This window comes from Streptomyces sp. 2131.1 (assembly GCF_900105515.1).
Classification (GTDB): Bacteria; Actinomycetota; Actinomycetes; order Streptomycetales; family Streptomycetaceae; genus Streptomyces; species Streptomyces drozdowiczii.
Genome location: NZ_FNSY01000001.1, coordinates 5324181 through 5339870, shown reverse-complemented (window position 1 = coordinate 5339870; position 15690 = coordinate 5324181). Strand labels below are relative to the sequence as shown.

14 protein-coding genes are annotated in these 15690 nt (G+C 72.0%); 5 read left to right on the top strand and 9 right to left on the bottom strand.

Annotated features, from left to right (window positions below; genetic code table 11):
* Positions 1-5: 5 nt before the first annotated feature.
* From BLW14_RS34600 to hisD, 4 genes are read right to left on the bottom strand one after another with little or no spacing between them, the layout of a single operon-like run.
* A complete protein-coding gene (locus BLW14_RS34600) occupies positions 6-173 on the bottom strand; it encodes a hypothetical protein (RefSeq protein ID WP_018518714.1) in 168 nt (55 codons plus the stop codon).
* Positions 170-766, bottom strand: coding sequence for an imidazoleglycerol-phosphate dehydratase HisB (gene hisB / locus BLW14_RS23995; RefSeq protein ID WP_093709253.1), 597 nt, complete (start codon positions 764-766; stop codon positions 170-172). The genes BLW14_RS34600 and hisB overlap by 4 nt, the downstream gene beginning before the upstream one ends.
* On the bottom strand, positions 763-1899 hold the full coding sequence (locus BLW14_RS23990) for a histidinol-phosphate transaminase (protein ID WP_093709252.1): 1137 nt from the start codon (positions 1897-1899) through the stop codon (positions 763-765). The genes hisB and BLW14_RS23990 overlap by 4 nt, the downstream gene beginning before the upstream one ends.
* On the bottom strand, positions 1896-3218 hold the full coding sequence (hisD, locus tag BLW14_RS23985) for a histidinol dehydrogenase (protein ID WP_093709251.1): 1323 nt from the start codon (positions 3216-3218) through the stop codon (positions 1896-1898). Before hisD ends, BLW14_RS23990 begins: the two co-directional genes overlap by 4 nt.
* 146 nt (positions 3219-3364) lie before the next feature.
* Between hisD and BLW14_RS23980 the strand changes: the two genes are divergently transcribed.
* The 4 genes from BLW14_RS23980 to ybaK all read left to right on the top strand — a co-directional run bounded on the left by BLW14_RS23980 (position 3365) and on the right by ybaK (position 7474).
* Positions 3365-4966, top strand: a complete 1602-nt coding sequence (locus tag BLW14_RS23980) for an oxidoreductase (protein ID WP_093709250.1) — start codon at positions 3365-3367, stop codon at positions 4964-4966.
* Positions 4967-5179: 213 nt separating this feature from the next.
* Entirely contained in the window at positions 5180-6220 is a 1041-nt protein-coding gene (locus BLW14_RS23975; RefSeq protein WP_177154083.1) for a hypothetical protein, read from the top strand.
* Positions 6221-6225: 5 nt separating this feature from the next.
* The gene (locus BLW14_RS23970; protein ID WP_093709248.1) at positions 6226-6969 is read left to right on the top strand and encodes an LON peptidase substrate-binding domain-containing protein; all 744 of its coding nucleotides are present in this window, start codon (positions 6226-6228) and stop codon (positions 6967-6969) included.
* A gap of 4 nt (positions 6970-6973) precedes the next feature.
* Entirely contained in the window at positions 6974-7474 is a 501-nt protein-coding gene (gene ybaK / locus BLW14_RS23965; protein WP_093709247.1) for a Cys-tRNA(Pro) deacylase, read from the top strand.
* A 193-nt stretch (positions 7475-7667) separates the two neighbouring features.
* Here the strand turns inward: ybaK and BLW14_RS23960 are convergent, their stop codons facing one another.
* The 4 genes from BLW14_RS23960 to BLW14_RS23945 form a co-directional block, all read right to left on the bottom strand.
* Positions 7668-8372 (bottom strand): ABC transporter permease, encoded by a 705-nt coding sequence (locus BLW14_RS23960; RefSeq protein ID WP_093709246.1) that lies wholly within the window; start codon positions 8370-8372, stop codon positions 7668-7670.
* Positions 8373-8406: 34 nt separating this feature from the next.
* Positions 8407-9192, bottom strand: coding sequence for an ABC transporter permease (locus tag BLW14_RS23955; RefSeq protein ID WP_019520985.1), 786 nt, complete (start codon positions 9190-9192; stop codon positions 8407-8409).
* Complete coding sequence (locus BLW14_RS23950) at positions 9189-10163, bottom strand: ABC transporter ATP-binding protein (RefSeq protein ID WP_093709245.1); 975 nt, start codon at positions 10161-10163, stop codon at positions 9189-9191. The genes BLW14_RS23955 and BLW14_RS23950 overlap by 4 nt, the downstream gene beginning before the upstream one ends.
* Positions 10164-10317: 154 nt before the next feature.
* A complete protein-coding gene (locus BLW14_RS23945; RefSeq protein ID WP_093709244.1) occupies positions 10318-11628 on the bottom strand; it encodes an NYN domain-containing protein in 1311 nt (436 codons plus the stop codon).
* Positions 11629-11849: 221 nt separating this feature from the next.
* On the opposite strand from BLW14_RS23945, the gene BLW14_RS23940 reads away from it, so the two are divergent.
* A complete protein-coding gene (locus BLW14_RS23940) occupies positions 11850-12029 on the top strand; it encodes a hypothetical protein (RefSeq protein WP_093709243.1) in 180 nt (59 codons plus the stop codon).
* Positions 12030-12146: 117 nt separating this feature from the next.
* Here the strand turns inward: BLW14_RS23940 and dnaE are convergent, their stop codons facing one another.
* Entirely contained in the window at positions 12147-15683 is a 3537-nt protein-coding gene (gene dnaE, locus BLW14_RS23935; protein WP_093709242.1) for a DNA polymerase III subunit alpha, read from the bottom strand.
* Positions 15684-15690: the final 7 nt, after the last annotated feature.

The window sequence follows — 15690 nt, the reverse complement described above, 5'->3', positions numbered from 1 at the left end:
GCTTCCTAGTCCCAGAGTCCCTGGATGCGCAGGACGCCCGCCACCAGGCACATCAGCGACGCGATGGCGAGCAGGACGATGACGCCCTTGGGCATGCCCTGCTTGGAGAAGGAGTAGACCCCGCCGGCCAGGAACAGGCCGACCAGGATCAGGATGGTGTTGAGGCCGGTCACAGGGCGCCCTTCGTGGACGGGAGGATGCCGGCCGCGCGCGGGTCGTGCTCGCTGGCGTAGCGCAGGGCGCGGGCGAGCGCCTTGAACTGGCACTCCACGATGTGGTGCGCGTTGCGCCCGTACGGGACGTGGACGTGCAGCGCGATCTGCGCCTGGGCGACGAAGGACTCCAGGATGTGCCGGGTCATCGTCGTGTCGTACGCGCCGATCATCGGCGCCATGTTCTCGGGCTCGGTGTGCACCAGGTAGGGGCGGCCGGAGAGGTCGACGGTGACCTGGGCGAGCGACTCGTCCAGCGGGACGGTGCAGTTGCCGAAGCGGTAGATGCCGATCTTGTCGCCGAGCGCCTGCTTGAAGGCGGCGCCGAGCGCGAGGGCGGTGTCCTCGATGGTGTGGTGCGAGTCGATGTGCAGGTCGCCGTCGGTCTTGACGGTGAGGTCGAACAGACCGTGCCGGCCGAGCTGGTCGAGCATGTGGTCGTAGAAGCCGACGCCGGTCGCGACATCGACCTTGCCGGTGCCGTCGAGGTTGATCTCGACCAGCACGGACGTTTCCTTGGTGGTGCGTTCCACGCGGCCTACGCGGGGGCTCATGCGTCGTGCTCCTTCTTCATTTCGCGAACCGCGTCGAGGAACGCGTCGTTCTCTGCCGGGGTCCCCGCGGAGACCCGCAGCCATCCCGGTACGCCGTTGTCCCGGACCAGGACGCCCCGGTCGAGGATCTGCCGCCAGGCGGTGTGGCTGTCGGCGAAGCGGCCGAACTGGACGAAGTTGGCGTCCGATTCGGTCACGTCGAAGCCGAGGGCCCGCAGCTCGGTGACGAGCCGGTCGCGCTCGCTCTTGAGCTGCGCGACGTACCCGAGGAGCGTATCGGTGTGCTCCAGGGCGGCGAGCGCGGTGGCCTGGGTGACGGAGGACAGGTGGTACGGCAGCCGGACCAGCTGCACCGCGTCGACCACTGCGGGGTCGGCGGCCAGGTACCCGAGGCGGAGCCCGGCGGCGCCGAACGCCTTCGACATGGTGCGCGAGAGCACCAGGTGGGGGCGGCCCTCGATCAGCGGGAGCAGCGAGGGGTGGTGGCTGAACTCGCCGTACGCCTCGTCCACGACGACCATCGACGGCTTGGCGGCCTGCGCGGCGTCGTACAGCGCGAGGACGGTGTCCGCGTCGACGGCGGTGCCGGTGGGGTTGTTGGGGGAGGTGATGAAGACGACGTCGGGGCGGCGCTCGGCGACGACCGCGCGGGCGGCGTCCACGTCGATGGTGAAGTCCTCGTTGCGCGGCCCGGAGATCCAGCCGGTCCCGGTGCCCCGGGCGATGAGGGCGTGCATCGAGTACGAGGGCTCGAAGCCGATCGCGGTGCGGCCGGGCCCGCCGAAGGTCTGGAGCAGCTGCTGGAGGACCTCGTTGGAGCCGTTGGCGGCCCAGACGTTGGCGGCCTCGACGCGGTGCCCGGCGGTGCGGGTGAGGTAGCGGGCGAGCTCGGTGCGCAGTTCGACGGCGTTGCGGTCGGGGTAGCGGTTGAGGTCGCGGGCGGCCTCGCGGACCCGTTCGGCGATGCGGTCGACGAGCGCCTCGGGCAGCGGGTAGGGGTTCTCGTTGGTGTTGAGCCGTACGGGGACGTCGAGCTGGGGCGCTCCGTACGGGGACTGGCCGCGCAGTTCGTCGCGGATCGGCAGGGCGTCCCACGGGTTGGCCGTGGGCCCCGGGGCGTTGCTGTTCGTCACTGCTGGGGAACCTTCCACCCGAACCTGGCCTTGAGCGCGGCGCCGTGGGCGGGGAGGTCCTCCGCCTCGGCGAGGGTCACCACGTGGTGGGTGACCTCGGCGAGCGCGTCGCGCGTGTAGTCGACGATGTGGATGCCGCGCAGGAAGGACTGCACGGACAGGCCCGAGGAGTGGCAGGCGCAGCCGCCGGTGGGCAGGACGTGGTTGGAGCCGGCGCAGTAGTCGCCGAGCGAGACGGGCGACCAGGGGCCGACGAAGACCGCCCCGGCGTTGCGGACGCGGTCGGCGACGGCGGCGGCGTCGGCGGTCTGGATCTCCAGGTGCTCGGCGGCGTACGCGTTGACGACGGTCAGTCCGTCCTCCAGGTCGTTGACCAGGACGATCGCGGACTGCCGGCCGGCGAGCGCGGGCTCGATGCGGTCCTTGACGTGCTTGGTCGCGGCGACCTGGGGGGCGAGTTCGGCCTCGGTGGCGGCGGCCAGCTCCTCGGAGTCGGTGACCAGCACCGCGGCGGCCATCGGGTCGTGCTCGGCCTGGCTGATGAGGTCGGCGGCGACGTGCACCGGGTCGGCGGTGGCGTCGGCGAGGATCGCGATCTCGGTCGGGCCGGCCTCGGCGTCGATGCCGATCCGGCCCTTGAGGAGGCGCTTGGCTGCGGCGACGTAGATGTTGCCGGGGCCGGTGACCAGGTCGACGGGCAGGCACTCCTCGGTGCCGTACGCGAACATCGCGACGGCCTGGGCGCCGCCGGCGGCGTACACCTCGTCGACGCCGAGCAGGGCGCAGGCGGCCAGGATCGTGGGGTGCGGCAGTCCGCCGAACCCGCTCTGCGGCGGCGAGGACACGGCGAGGCCGCGGACGCCCGCCTCCTGGGCCGGGACGACGTTCATCACGACGGAGGACGGGTAGACCGCGCGGCCGCCCGGCACGTAGAGCCCGACGCGGTCGACGGGCACCCACTTCTCGGTGACGGTCCCGCCGGGGACGACCTGGGTGGTGTGCGTGGTGCGGCGCTGGGCGCTGTGGACGAGGCGGGCGCGGCGTACGGATTCCTCGAGGGCGGCGCGGACGGCCGGATCCAGCTCCTCCAGCGCCCGGGCGAGGGCGGCGGCGGGCACCCGGACCGACTCGATCCGGACGCCGTCGAACTTCTCTCCCCAGTCGATCACTGCCGCCGAGCCACGATGGCGTACGTCCTCGCAGATGGGCCGCACCGTCTCCAGGGCGGCTTCCACGTCGAACTCGGCACGGGGCAGCAGGTCGCGCAGGGCGCCACCCTCGGGGAGGGCATCGCCGCGCAGATCGATTCGAGAGATCACACCGCAATTCTCGCAGACCGCCGCGCGTGACCGGACGGCCGTATCACTGGCTGATACATGCCGTCCGTGTGACGGCTGACTATGTGCGTTCATCCGGTCACCCAGAGGGAATAACGGGATCACGCCTCCGAACGAAAGGGGCACCGGTGACGGAGCGGCACGACGATGATCTCCCGGACGGCCTCAGCGCGGCGGAGCTGGGCATGTGGCAGTCCTTCCGGAACGGCACCACCTACGACCTACGGGCCCGCGACAGGGCCCTCGACGATCCGTTCGCCCCGCACGAGTGGGGCCCCGAGCGCAGCGTGGACGCCCGGGTCGTCGCCCGGCTCCTGCTGAGCGGCCCGCCGGCCCGGCCCGGCCGGGTGACGGCGCTGAAGCTCTGGGGCGTACGGATCACGGGAAAGCTGGACCTGGCGGGCGGGCGCGTCGATCCGTACGTGGAGCTGACCGGCTGCCGGTTCGACGAGGAGGTGGCGTTCCCCGAGTGCCACTTCACGACGCTGCGTCTTGTGGGGTGCGCGGTGCCCCGCTTCGAGGCGGCCCGGCTGCGCACGGAGGGCGATCTGCACCTGCCGCGCTGCCGGGTGGAGCGAGGCATCCGGCTCACGGACGCGCAGATCGGCACGGACCTGCTGATCAACCAGATCGAGGTCGGGCCCGACCGGCAGGGGCGGGCCCTGCTCGGGGACGGCCTCGCGGTCGCCCAGGATCTCCAGGCGGAGATGGCCGACATGCTGGGCGAGCTGAGTCTGCGCGGCGCGAAGGTGGGCGGCTCGCTGAGCCTGCGCGGCAGCCGGCTGCGCGCCGCCCGGGGCCGCCGCGCGCTGAACGCCCCCCAGCTCAGCGTGGAGCGGACGCTGTACATGAGCGAGGCGTGGGTCAGCGTGGACACGGGGAACCAGGGCACCACTCCCCCGTACGGCATCGCCACCTCGCCGACCCCGGCCCACGGCACCCGCTCGCAGGTGTTCCGCTGCCGGGGCGGGGTGCGGCTGGACGACGGCAGGTTCGGGGACGCGGTGGACCTCCACAAGGCGGTGTTCGTGCTGGACACGCACGAGGAGCTGTCGCTGCGCCGGACGGTCACCCCGGAGCTGCGGTTCAACCCGGAGCGCCCGGTGCGCGGCCGGGTCGTGCTCAACGGCGCGAAGGTCGTGACGCTGATCGACGTGTCGTCGAGCTGGCCCGGTCCCGGGGGCCTCGCGATGGGCGGGTTCGTGTACGAGAACCTCGTCCCGTACGGGCACTTCCCGCTCTCCAGGCGCCTGGAGTGGGTGGCGGCGGCGACCCCGGAGTACGTGCCGGAGCCGTACGAGCGGCTGGCGGCGGTGCTCCGCAGCTGCGGCGAGGACGCGGACGCCCGGGAGGTGCTGCTCGCCAAGCAGCGCCGACGCCGCGAGACGCTGCCGCCGGCCGGGAAGCTCTGGGGCTACCTCCAGGACTGGACGGTGGCGTACGGCTACCGGCCGGGAAGGGCCGCGGTGTGGATGGCGGTGCTGTGGGCGGCGGGCACGCTGGCGTTCTCGCGGTACCACCCGGCGTCGCTCAAGGGCGCGGAACACCCCCAGTGGAACGCGGCGCTGTACGCGCTGGATCTGCTCATCCCGGTGATCGATCTCGGCCAGGACGGCTACTGGCGGATGGAGGGCGGCTGGCAGTGGATCGCGGCCGCGCTGATCCTGGTGGGATGGATACTGGCCACCACGGTCGCGGCGGGCGCCTCCCGGCTGCTGCGCCGCGGCTGAGCCGGAGGCGCGGGCGGGAGCGGCTTCCGCCCCGCCACGGCGGGGCCGGGCGGCGCCGTGACAGACCACGGACCTTCTGCCCAGCACCCGTGAGAACCAGCCAGAAACCCCGCATTCTTTTACTCCCCCTTGACTGATGCCCGGGCAACCCATCCAGTCGGCACCAAAGCTTCACAGCGCTCCCCTTGGCGCGGCCTCCACCTGCGCTTTTCAATGGTCTGCACCATGCCTTTCCTCCGCGCTCTGATCCGAACCGCGCGCGTGATCCGGCACACCCCGGTGCTCTCCACCGGGTTGCCCGCGGACCACGCGGTGCTGCTCGACGCCCCCGACGAACGGCTGTCGCCCGCGCTGGTGGCCGCCGCCGCCGGGGAGTACGAACCGGCCGCGAAGCTCCTGGCGACCACCCGGGACGCGGCCGAGTGGGAGAGCCGGGACCGCTACCTGAGACGGCTCGTCGCGTTCGCCCGCAACCGGGACGGCTGGCTCGGGGACTGGCTGGCCGCCGCCCCTCGCGATCCGGACGCCCTGCTCGTCAAGGCGCAGCTGGCGGTCGACCGCGCCTGGGAGTCCCCGGCGCGCGCCGAGCAGCTGCGCGACGTGGGGCCGCTGATCACGGCGGCCGCGGAGGGCGATCCCCGGGACCCGGTGCCCTGGCGCCTGGCGCTGGACCACGCCCGGGGCACGCAGGCCACGCACACCACGTTCGAGGCGCTGTGGGAGGAGGCCCTCCAGCGCTCCACGCACCACTACGGATGCCATGTCGCCGCCCTGCAGTACCTCTCGGCCGCCTGGTACGGCTCGCACCGCGAGTGCTTCGACTTCGCCGAACGGGCCGCCGAGGACTCGGTGCCCAGCTCGCTGGTCCAGGCGCTGCCGCTGCGCGCGGCGTTCGCGATGCTGACCGAGGGTGCCCCGGACGCCCGGCCGACCTCGGTGCAGGAGGAGCGGATCGACGCGGCGGCGGACCTGGCGATCTCGTTGTCGGCGGCCTTCGCGCCGGGCGACCTGTGGCCGGCCGAGGTGCGCAACCTGCTCGCGTACGTCCTGGTGGCGCGGGGCCGGTGGGCCGAGGCGCTGGAACAGTTCGGCCGGATCGGCCCGCACGCGTCCTCGTTCCCGTGGTCGTCGGTGTCCGGAGATCCGCTGGGCCGTTTCCTGGAGGCACGGGACGGCGCACGCGTTCAGGTGGCGTCCGCGACGCCGCTGCGGCAAGGGGCCGGGCAGGGACGGGCGCGCGGCCATTACGCTTGACCGCTGTGACCACCGCTCGCCTGCCTCTGTTTCCGCTGAACGCGGTGCTGTTCCCGGGCCTCGTGCTGCCCCTCAACGTCTTCGAGGAGCGATATCGCGCCATGATGCGCGAACTCCTGACCATCGACGAGGACGAACCGCGCCGGTTCGCCGTGGTCGCCATCCGTGACGGCCGGGAGACCGCCGTCACGGGTCTGGGCATGCCGGAGGCGGTGCGTACGCACGTCGAACGCGGTCCGGCGGACGGCTTCGGCGCGGACCCCCTCCAGTCGCTGCACCGGGTGGGCTGCGTCGCCGACGCGGCGACCGTCCGGGAACGCGCGGACGGCAGCTTCGAGGTCCTGGCCACCGGCACCACCCGGGTCAGGCTGCTCTCGGTGGACGCGAGCGGCCCGTTCCTCATGGCCGAGCTGGAGGAGCTGGAGGAGGACCCGGGCGACGAGGCGGGCCCGCTCGCCGAGGGCGTCCTGCGCGCCTTCCGTGGCTACCAGAAGCGGCTGGCCGGTGCGAGCGAGCGCTCCCTGACCACGGGCGCGGAGCTGCCGGACGACCCGTCGGTCGTCTCGTACCTGGTCGCCTCCACGGTGGTTCTGGACGTCCCCGCCAAGCAGCGGCTCCTCCAGGCCCCGGACACCGCGACCCGGCTCCGCGAGGAGCTGCGCATCCTGCGCGCGGAGACCGCGGTCATCCGGCACCTGCCCTCCCTCCCGGCGGTGGACCTGACCGTCGGCCCGACGCACCTCAACTGATCCCATGGCGAAGAAGCAGAAGAAGTCCCAGTCCGGTGGCACGCCCGCCACGGTCGCCCTGACGGCTGCGGGCACGGAGTTCACCGTGCACGCGTACGAGCACGACCCGGCGTCGCCCTCCTACGGCGAGGAGGCGGCCCAGGCCCTCGGCGTCTCTCCCGACCGCGTCTTCAAGACCCTGGTCGCCGACGTGGACGGCCGCCTGACGGTCGCGGTCGTCCCGGTCGCCGGCTCCCTCGACCTCAAGGCCCTGGCCGCTGCCGTCGGCGGCAAACGCGCCACGATGGCGGACCCGGCCGCGGCGGAACGCACCACGGGCTACGTACGCGGCGGCATCTCCCCCCTGGGCCAGCGCAAACGCCTCCCCACGGTCCTGGACGCGTCGGCCCGCACCCACACCACGATCTGCGTCTCGGCGGGCCGCCGGGGCCTGGAGGTGGAGCTGTCCCCCGAGGACCTGGCAGCCCTGACGGACGCGGTGTTCGCGGACATCGGCCGAGGCTGAGTGGGGGGCGGAGCCCCCGGTTGCCCGGCACCGCGAGGTTCGGGCCCCCCGCGCACCGGTTCCGTCCTCAAACGCCGGACGGGCTGGATGCGCCGCCCCCTCCAGCCCCGCCGGCGTTCGAGGCGCGGGGTCCGGGGCGGAGCCCCGGTTCCGGGAAGGGGCGGAGTGGGGAAAGGCCCCGCGCGGCGGCCCCTTACGCCCCGTCGGACGGCGCGGCAGCCTTACCCGGCCACGACGGCGCCGAAGGCGCCCCCGTCCCCCACTCCCCCTCGAAATCCCGCGGCCCCCAAGCCGCGGTGAGCGCCAGATGCACCACCATCGCCGCCAGCCCCCAAGCCAGCAGCACCCCATGCGCATGCATCTCCAGCGGCGCGTCGAACACCACCCCTTTGCCGACCTCACGTGCATGCGCGACCACATCGGAAGTGGGCCCCAGCCGCGTACCGAGCTGCCACGCCAGCACCGACCCGAGCACGCTGCCGACCGCGAGACCCACCGTCAGCCAGATCCCGCCGCGCCGGTGGAACCAGAAGACCAGGCCCGCCGAGACCGCCCCGAACGCCAGCCCGAGGAGGGCGAACGTGCCGTCGGCGCCGATCGCCTCCTCGCCCTCGCTGTCGTTGAGGAAGACCGCCGTGCTGTCGGAGACGAGCGGCACCCGGGGCGCCAGCCACAGCCACAGGAGCCCCATCAGGACGCCCGCGACGGTCACCACGGCCGCGACGACGCCCGCACGCCGCAGGTCCGCGCGCAGCTCCTCCCGGTCCGCGGCCGACGACGGGACCCAGTGGGAGCCGTACGGGCCGGGGGTTCCGGCGGGCTCACCGCCCTCCGGCTTCTGCCAGGCGTGGTTGTCGTCGGAGGAGGGCCGGTGCGGCGGCGTCAGAGGTGCGGTCACCGTGCCATCGTGCCAGGCGCCCGCGCGCCGCGCCTCACCGGACCGCTGCCCTGCGGTACGCCCAGGTCGCCACGGCGAGCGAGACCACGCCGACGACGGCGCAGACCGCCAGGTCGAGGGCGACGACCGCCCAGTCGGGGTGGGCGTCGAAGGACCGGGACAGCGCCTCGACCCCGTACGTGGAGGGAAGCAGATCGCGCGCCCAGCCGATCGGCCCGGGCAGCCGGTCGGCCGGCAGGACGCCCAGCAGGAGCGCGGCGGACATGCCCAGCTGCCCCAGCAGCGTGGCGAGTTCCTGGCGCGGGGCGAGGAGCCCGAGCGCCGCGCCGAGGCCGGAGAGCGCCGCGCCGGAGAGGGGCACGACGGCCACGAGGACCCACAGGTGGACCATCGGCAGCCCGAACAGCACGCTGCCGGTCACCGCCGTGACCACGGTCCCGGGCACGGTGAAGGAGGCGTACGCCCCGGCCGCGCCGAGCACGACTGCGGCGGGCGGCACGGGCAGGGTGGCGTAGTGGTCGAGCCCGCCGCCCGCCCGGAGCTGGCCGAAGTACTGGGCGAGCAGGTTCAGGGCGACGAAGGCGACGACCAGGACGCTGGACCCGGCGACGACGGCCCTCGCCTCGGAGCCGCCGTCCACCACCCCGCGCATCAGGATCATGATGCCGATGGACTGGAAGGTCGCCACGAACAGCAGCGGGATGCGGGCCACCCGGGCCCGGGAGAGCTGGGCACGGTAGACGGCCGCGAGGGAGGGGAACAGCCGGGCCCGGGGGGCGAGCGTCGCGGCCGCCCCGGCCACCGCACCGATTCCGCTCATGCCTTCACCAGTCCCTTGGTAGCGCCGCCGCCGAGCGCGAGGTAGACGTCCTCCAGGCTCGGCGTCGCCAGGCTGAAGTCGTCGAGCGCGGCGAAGGCCGCGCCACCGGTCACCGCGGCGACCGCCGCCCGCGCCTCGTCGGGCGCGAGCCGCAGCGCCCAGCGGCGCCCGGACTCCTGCGCGGACGCGCGCAGGGCGGCGACCTCGGGGAGCTCCAGGGGGGCGCGTTCGCGCCACACCAGCTCGACCCGGACCTCCCCGGCGACGCGCTCCTTGAGCCCGGCGGGGGTGTCGCAGGCGATGACCTTGCCGCGTTCGATGACGGCGACCCGGTCGAGGACGGTCTCGGCCTCGATGACGTTGTGGGTGACGAGCAGGACCGTGGCGCCGCGCTCGGCGCGCCGGCGGTCGACTGCGGCCCAGACGGCGCGCCGGGCCACCGGGTCCATGCCGGTCGTCGGCTCGTCCAGGACGAGCACCGGGCGCTCCCCGACGAGCGCGGCGGCGACGCAGGCGAGCCGGCGCTGGCCGCCGGAAAGTTTCTTCAGGGGCCGTCCCGCGATGTCGGCGAGACCGAGTTCGTCGAGGACGGCGTCGCGCTCGGCCCGCGCCTCGCGCACCGGCAGGCCGCGCAGCCGTCCGGTGGTCTCGGCGGCGAGGGCGACGGTCAGCTCGTCGAGCGCGGTGGACTCCTGCCCGAGGTAGCCGATCAGCCGGGAGGCCCGCTCGGGGTGGCGTACGAGGTCGTGGCCGAGCATGTCGACGCTGCCGGAATCGGGCCGCATCAGACCGGTGAGCTGCCGTACGAGGGTGGACTTGCCGGCTCCGTTGGGCCCGAGCAGTCCGAAGATCTCGCCGCGCCGGACGTCGAGGCTGATGCCGTCGGTGGCGCGTACTTCCGGGGTCGCGGGCGTGCCTCGGCGGCCCCGGGCCGGGGGGTAGGTCTTGACCAGATCACGCACCGCGCACACGGTGCCGCTCGCCGTCGGCGCCTGTGCTGTCCCCGTACTCACGAGGTACGAGGGTACGGGGTCCGGGGACCGGCATTACGCCCGGGGCCGCACCGATCGGACATCAACGCGGCGAACGCCGGGCGGGTTGAGCGGTCCTCGGCCGAATGTGGCCTCAGTCTCCGGCGGCCCCGGATTTCCCGGCCTTCTCCGCCGCCCGCTCGGCCGCCGGGGCGTGGTCGGCCGCCGCCCGTACGTCGATCTCGCGCCAGAAGCCCGCCCGGATCGCGTACCGGTCGTGCTCGTCGATCTGGTCGTCCTTGTGGGCGAGGAGGCCGAAGCGGGCCGCGTACCGCAGGAGCTCACCGTCGATGCGGTGCGGGATGCGCGGGTAGAGGACGGAGAGCTTCGGCAGGTGGCCGGCCTCCGGGAGCCGTTCCATCCAGCGGCGGGCGAAGACCTGGCCCACCTCGAAGGGGTCGCCGCCGACCGTGGTGATGTCCTCCTCGCGGTCGGCCCAGCGCTGTTCGGCGCTGGTGAGCTGCGCGAGGGTGGGCAGCGACGCGGTCTCCGGGGGTTCGCCCAGCGGGCCGCCGCGCTCCACCCAGCCCCGGTCCGACGACCAGCGCAGGGTCGCCGCGGGCTGCGGGGCCGGGGGCCGCTCGGGCTGGCCCAGCGGGCCGCGCAGGGTACCGGCGAGGTCCTTCGGGGTGGGGACGCCCTTGGAGCCGTGGCCGTGGGCGGGCGGGGCGGCGCTCTCGTCGGGCCGGGGGGCCGCCTCCTCGTCGTCGGGGGCCTCCTCCGCCCGGGCGGAGGCCCGGGCGGCGCGCTCGGCGGAGGCGGCGAGGGCCGACTCGGGCAGCGGGGCGGAGAGGATCGCGGCGATCTCGGGGCGCGTCACGGGCGCAGGGGCGCAGGCGCCGCCGGTCTCCTTGGCGCGGACGGCCTGGGTGATCCAGGCCCGGTCCAGGACGCGGCGCTCGTCGGCCTCGGCGACCAGGTCCTCGGACTGGTTGTAGTCGCCGTCGGCGGCCTGGACGGCCCAGAGGTGGACGGCGACGCCGTGCTCCTTGGCGGACATCAGGCCGGGCAGCAGGTCGCCGTCGCCGGTGACCAGGACCACGTCGGAGCAGGCGCGGTTGCGGGCGAGCTCGGTCAGCTCGGCGTGCATCGCGGCGTCGACGCCCTTCTGCGCCCAGCGTCCGTCACTTCGGGTGAGCGCTCCGAGCCTGACCGTGACCCGGGGCATGACGCGCAGCCTGCGGTGCTCGGGCTGCGGGACGCGGTCGGGGGCGCCGTCGAACCAGTAGATCCGCAGCAGCGGCTGTTCGGTGTCGGCCTCGGCGCGCTCGCGCAGCTGCTGGATGAGGGCCGCGTGGTCGACGGTGATGCGGGACCGGGCGGGCTCTCCTGCCAGCAGACTCGCGGCTGCGCCCAGCAGATAGCCGGCGTCCACCAGGACGACGCAACGGTCCACGCGCTCCACCCTCTTCCAGGCATTCGGGATCGGGTTTTCTCAAGGTTCCTTCGAGTCTGCCCGACGGCGCCGGGGTTGACGGCCGGAACTCGATCATCGGCGTGGCGGATCGCGAAAAGCGCGCATCATACCTCGCCGCTACGCACGGTAATGATCCGACATGCGATGTTTATCCGATTATGTGAATCTGACGGTGTCCTGGCCCCGAGAGTCCTTACAGGAGGAACACCATGGCCAAGAACAAGAACCGCAAGCAGGGCAGCCAGCAGGACCGCGCTTCGCAGTCGGAGCGCGGTGCTCAGGAGGCACGCGCTACGGCCACCGAGGCGCGGAGCTCGATGGAGTCGCAGGCGCAGGGCAGCCCTGCCGATGTTGCGCGCAAGCATCAGCGGCGCTTCGGCCACAACTGACCGGACTCCCGTGAGGGCCTGTCCGGCCCTGATCGGCCGGAAAGGCCCTGGGCCGGCACACCGGGAGGGGCGACCCCGCGCGAGCGGAGCCGCCCCTCCCGTTCGCGTGAACGGAAGTCAGCCCGCCAGGCAGGACGGCCCGAGCAGCACCTTCAGGTCGCCGAAGAGCGCCGGGTCCGGCTTCACCCGGTGCCGGTCGAGCCGGAGCACCGTGGTCTTGCGGGGGCCCTGGAGCCGGATGCGTACCTCGGTGTCGCCCCGGTGGCTGCTCAGCACCTCACCGAGCCTGCTGACCATGGGCGGGGTGACCCGGACGGTGGGGATCGTCAGGACGACGGGCGCGTTGGTGCCCGCGTTGGAGATGTCGGGGACCTGCATCTCCATGGCGACCAGGCGCGGCACGTCCTCGCGCTTGTCGAGGCGCCCCTTGACGAAGACGACGGTGTCCTCGACGAGCTGCGTCGAGACCAGCTGGTAGGTGGCGGGGAAGAACATGCACTCGATGGAACCGGCCAGGTCCTCAACGGTGGCGATGGCCCAGGCGTTGCCCTGCTTGGTCATCTTGCGCTGGAGGCCCGAGATGATGCCGCCGATGGTGACGATCGCGCCGTCGCTGTGCTCGCCGCCGGTGAGCTGCGAGATCGCGGCGTCCGACTTGTCGCTCAGGACGTGCTCGATGCCGAAGAGCGGGTGGTCGGAGACGTAGAGCCCGAGCATCTCGCGCTCCTGGGCCAGCAGGTAGGACTTCTCCCACTCGATGTCGGAAAACTCCACGTCGAGCCCGAAGCCCGGCTCGTCGCTGTCCTCCTCGCCGCCGCCGAAGAGGTCGAACTGCCCCTCGGCCTCCTTGCGCTTGACCTGCACCACGTTGTCGATCATGGACTCGTGGTGGGCGACGAGTCCCTTGCGGGTGTGGCCCATCTCGTCGAACGCGCCGGCCTTGATGAGCGATTCCACGGTCCGCTTGTTGCAGACGACGGCCTCGACCTTGTCCAGGAAGTCGGGGAAGGTGCTGTACTTCCCCTTCGCCTTGCGGCACCGGATGATCGAGTCCACGACGTTCTGGCCGACGTTGCGGACGGCCGTCAGCCCGAACAGGATCACGTCGTCGCCCTGGGCGGCGAAGTTGGACTCCGACTCGTTGACGTTCGGCGGGAGCACCTTGATGCCCATGCGCCGGCACTCGTTCAGGTAGACCGCGGACTTGTCCTTGTCGTCCTTGACCGAGGTCAGCAGGGCGGCCATGTACTCGGCGGGGTAGTTCGCCTTGAGGTACGCGGTCCAGTAGGTGACCAGGCCGTACGCGGAGGAGTGCGCCTTGTTGAACGCGTACCCGGCGAACGGGACCAGCACGTCCCAGAGCGCCTTGATCGCCGCGTCCGAGAAGCCCTTCTTCTTGGCGCCGGCCTCGAAGAGCACGAAGTTCTTCGCCAGCTCCTCGGGCTTCTTCTTGCCCATCACGCGGCGCAGGATGTCGGCCTCGCCGAGCGAGTACCCGGCGACGATCTGGGCGGCCTTCTGCACCTGCTCCTGGTACACGATCAGGCCGTAGGTGAGGCCGAGGACCTCCTTGAGGGGCTCCTCCAGCTCCGGGTGGATCGGGGTGATCTCCTGGCGGCCGTTCTTGCGCTCGGCGTAGTTCGTGTGCGAGTTCATGCCCATCGGGCCCGGCCGGTAGAGGGCCGAGACGGCGGAGATGTCCTCGAAGTTGTCGGGCTGCATCTGGCGCAGCAGGGAGCGCATCGGCCCGCCGTCGAACTGGAACACGCCGAGCGTGTCACCGCGGCAGAGCAGCTCGTAGGTCTTGGGGTCGTCGAGCGGGAGGGCGAGCATCTCCAGGTCGATGCCCTTGTTGGACTTCACCATCTTGATGGCGTCGTCCATGATCGTCAGGTTGCGCAGCCCCAGGAAGTCCATCTTGAGGAGGCCGAGCGACTCGCACTGCGGGTAGTCCCACTGCGTGATGGTGACGCCGTCGGTGTGGCGCACCCAGACCGGGGCGTGGTCGACGATCGGCTCGCTGGACATGATGACGCCGGCGGCGTGCACGCCCATCTGCCGGACCAGGCCCTCGACGCCCTTCGCGGTGTCGATCACCTTCTTGACGTCCGGCTCGTTCTCGTACATCCCCCGGATCTCGCCCGCCTCGCTGTAGCGCGGGTGGCTGGGGTCGGTGATGCCGTTGAGGTCGATGCCCTTGCCGAGGACATCGGCGGGCATGGCCTTGGTGAGCCGGTCGCCCATGGCGTACGGGTAGCCGAGGACGCGGGCGGAGTCCTTGATCGCGTTCTTGGCCTTGATCTTGCCGTAGGTGCCGATCATGGCGACCTTGTCGGCGCCGTACTTCTCCGTGACGTACCGGATGACCTCGACGCGCCTGCGCTCGTCGAAGTCGATGTCGACGTCGGGCATGGAGACGCGCTCGGGGTTGAGGAACCGCTCGAAGATCAGTCCGTGCTCGATCGGGTCGAGGTCGGTGATGCCCATCGCGTACGAGACGATCGAGCCGGCCGCGGAGCCTCGGCCGGGGCCGACCGCGATGCCGTTGTTCTTGGCCCACATGATGAAGTCGGCGACGACCAGGAAGTACCCCGGGAACCCCATCTGGATGATGATGTCCATCTCGTACTCGACCTGCTTCTGCCGGTCCTCGGGGACGCCGCCGGGGAAACGGCGGTTCATCCCGAGCCGGACCTCCTCCTGGAACCAGGTGACCTCCGTGTAGCCCTCGGGGATCTCGAACTTCGGCATCAGGTCGCGCTTCTCGAACATCCCGGCGGTGTCGATCTGCTGCGCGACCAGCAGGGTGTTGGCGCACCCCTCCTGCCAGGCGTCGGAGGAGTCGACGCCGTACATCTCCTCGGTGGTCTTGAGGTAGTAGCCGGTGCCGTCGAAGCGGAAGCGGTCCGGGTCGGAGAGGTTCTTGCCGGTCTGGATGCACAGCAGGGCGTCGTGAGCGGTCGCCTCGGAGGCGTACGTGTAGTGCGAGTCGTTCGTCACGAGTGGCGGGATGGAGAGCTTCTTGCCGATCTCCAGGAGCCCGTCGCGGACCCGGCGCTCGATCTCGATGCCGTGGTCCATCAGCTCCAGGAAGTAGCGCCCCTCGCCGAAGATGTCCTTGTAGTCGGAGGCCGCCTGCACCGCCTCGTCGAACTGGCCGAGCCGCAGCCTCGTCTGGACCTCGCCGGAGGGGCAGCCGGTGGACGCGATCAGACCCTCGGACCACTGCGAGATGGTCTCCTTGTCCATACGCGGCCACTTCTGGAGCCAGCCCTCGGCATAGGCGTCCGAGGACAGCTTGAAGAGGTTGTGCAGCCCCGTCGCGTTGGCCGCCCAGATCGTCTTGTGGGTGTAACCACCGGAACCGGAGACGTCGTCGCGCTTCTGGTGCGGCTGCCCCCACTGGATCTTCCGCTTGTGCTTGCGCGACTCGGGCGCGACGTACGCCTCGATGCCGATGATCGGCGTCACGCCCGCCTTCTGCGCCGAGTGGAAGAAGTCGTACGCCCCGTGCAGGTTGCCGTGGTCGGTCATCGCGATGTGGGACATGCCCATCTCGTTGCACGCGTTGAACATGTCCTTGAGCCGCGCGGCACCGTCCAGCAGCGAGTACTGGGTGTGGACGTGAAGGTGCGTGAAGGGCGGCTTGGTCACGGCGCTG

Excerpts from the sequence above, each read along its gene's own strand:
- hisB (WP_093709253.1), bottom strand. The coding sequence starts at position 766 with ATGAGCCCCCGCGTAGGCCGCGTGGAACGCACCACCAAGGAAACGTCC.
- BLW14_RS23975 (WP_177154083.1), top strand. The coding sequence starts at position 5,180 with ATGGTCTGCACCATGCCTTTCCTCCGCGCTCTGATCCGAACCGCGCGC.
- ybaK (WP_093709247.1), top strand. The coding sequence starts at position 6,974 with ATGGCGAAGAAGCAGAAGAAGTCCCAGTCCGGTGGCACGCCCGCCACG.
- BLW14_RS23955 (WP_019520985.1), bottom strand. The coding sequence starts at position 9,192 with ATGAGCGGAATCGGTGCGGTGGCCGGGGCGGCCGCGACGCTCGCCCCC.
- BLW14_RS23940 (WP_093709243.1), top strand. The coding sequence starts at position 11,850 with ATGGCCAAGAACAAGAACCGCAAGCAGGGCAGCCAGCAGGACCGCGCT.